Origin of the sequence: Gulosibacter sediminis (assembly GCF_030011715.1) — a bacterium.
In the GTDB taxonomy this organism is placed as follows: domain Bacteria; phylum Actinomycetota; class Actinomycetes; order Actinomycetales; family Microbacteriaceae; genus Gulosibacter; species Gulosibacter sediminis.
In genome coordinates, this window is the sequence record NZ_JASCYH010000085.1 from 1 (window position 1) to 1,546 (window position 1,546).

Annotated in this window: 1 protein-coding gene; it reads left to right on the top strand. The window is 65.8% G+C overall.

Annotation, left to right across the window (positions count from 1 at the left end; genetic code table 11):
* Positions 1-69 precede the first annotated feature (69 nt).
* Complete coding sequence (locus QM019_RS12650) at positions 70-1,488, top strand: aminopeptidase P family protein (RefSeq protein WP_282853302.1); 1,419 nt, start codon at positions 70-72, stop codon at positions 1,486-1,488.
* Positions 1,489-1,546: the final 58 nt, after the last annotated feature.

The window sequence follows — 1,546 nt, forward strand, 5'->3', positions numbered from 1 at the left end:
TTTTGTTTTTGCTGCCCAAAAAAAAAAAAAAAACCCCACCAACAAAACCCCCAGTGGGAGAATGGGGGTATGAGTGAAACCGCCACAAGCAACCACGACCGCACCGCCGAAGAAGGCGACGCACAGGTCAAGAACGCGAACCGCAGCACAACTCCAGGTTCGACCTTCTTCCGCGACTACATTTCGCAGGGCTGGGAGGCCCGTCAGGACGAGCCGACCCCTCGCTCCGAGGTAGCTCCGTACGCCAAGACCCGCCGCGACGCCATATCAGCGCTGCATCACGGCGAGCGCCTCGTCATCGCCGCGGGCGACACGAAGGTGCGCTCGAACGACGACGACTACGCCTACCGCGCGCACTCAGCGTTCGCGCACCTGACCGGCTGGGGTTCGGCGACGGTGCCGGGCTCGCTGCTCGTGTTTGAACCGACCGCCGATGGCCACGACGTCACGCTGTTCTTCCGCAAGGCCGCGGGCCGCGACACCGACGAGTTCTACGCGAACCCAAGCATCGGCGAGTTCTGGACCGGCCCCCGCCCGAGCCTCGAGCAGGTCAGCGCCCACCTCGACATCGCGACCCGCGACCTCGGTGAGTTCTCGGCTACCCGCGGCGATGTGAGCGAGGCTGACCCGCAGCTCGCGCAAGAGCTCAGCGAGCTGCGCCTCGTTAAAGACGAGTGGGAAGTGCAGCAGCTGCGCGACGCCGTCGCTGCGACCTCGAACGGCTTCGACGAAATCCTGCGAGCGCTGCCTCGCGCGACCGAGCATCCTCGAGGCGAACGCGTCGTCGAGGGCGCGTTCACGGCCCGGGCACGCCTCGAGGGCAATGACCTCGGCTATTCGACCATCGCTGCCGCGGGCCCGCACGCCTGCTACCTACACTGGTCGACGAACGACGGCCCTGTGTTGCCGGGCGACCTGATTCTCGTCGACGCCGGCGTCGAGGTCGACTCGTACTACACCGCCGATGTCACCCGCACCATGCCGATCGACGGCACCTTCACGCCGGTACAGCGGCGCGTCTACGAGGCCGTACTCAAGGCGGCCGACGATGCGTTCGCCATCGTCAAGCCTGGCATCACATTCCGAGAGGTGCATGAGACGGCGCTCGCCTCCATCGCGAAATCGCTGGATGCTTGGGGCGGGATTCTGCCGATGTCGCTCGACGAGGCGCTCAAGCCCGAGCACCAGCCGCACCGCCGCTACATGGTGCACGGCACCAGCCACCACCTCGGCCTCGACGTGCACGACTGCGCCCAGGCACGCCGCGAGATGTACCTCGATGGCATCCTCGAGCCGGGCAACGTGTTCACGATCGAGCCGGGCCTCTACTTCCACCCAGGCGACCTCACGGTGCCCGAGGAGCTGCGCGGCATCGGCGTCCGCATCGAGGACGACATCGTCGTGACCGAGACCGGTGCCGAGAACCTGTCGGCTGGCATCCCCCGCTCGGCCAACGACGTCGAGGCGTGGCTCGCCGCCCACCGCTAACCAAGAGCAGTTGAGTGGTCAGTTTTTGTAGTTCTGGCACCGCCAGAACTACAAAAAC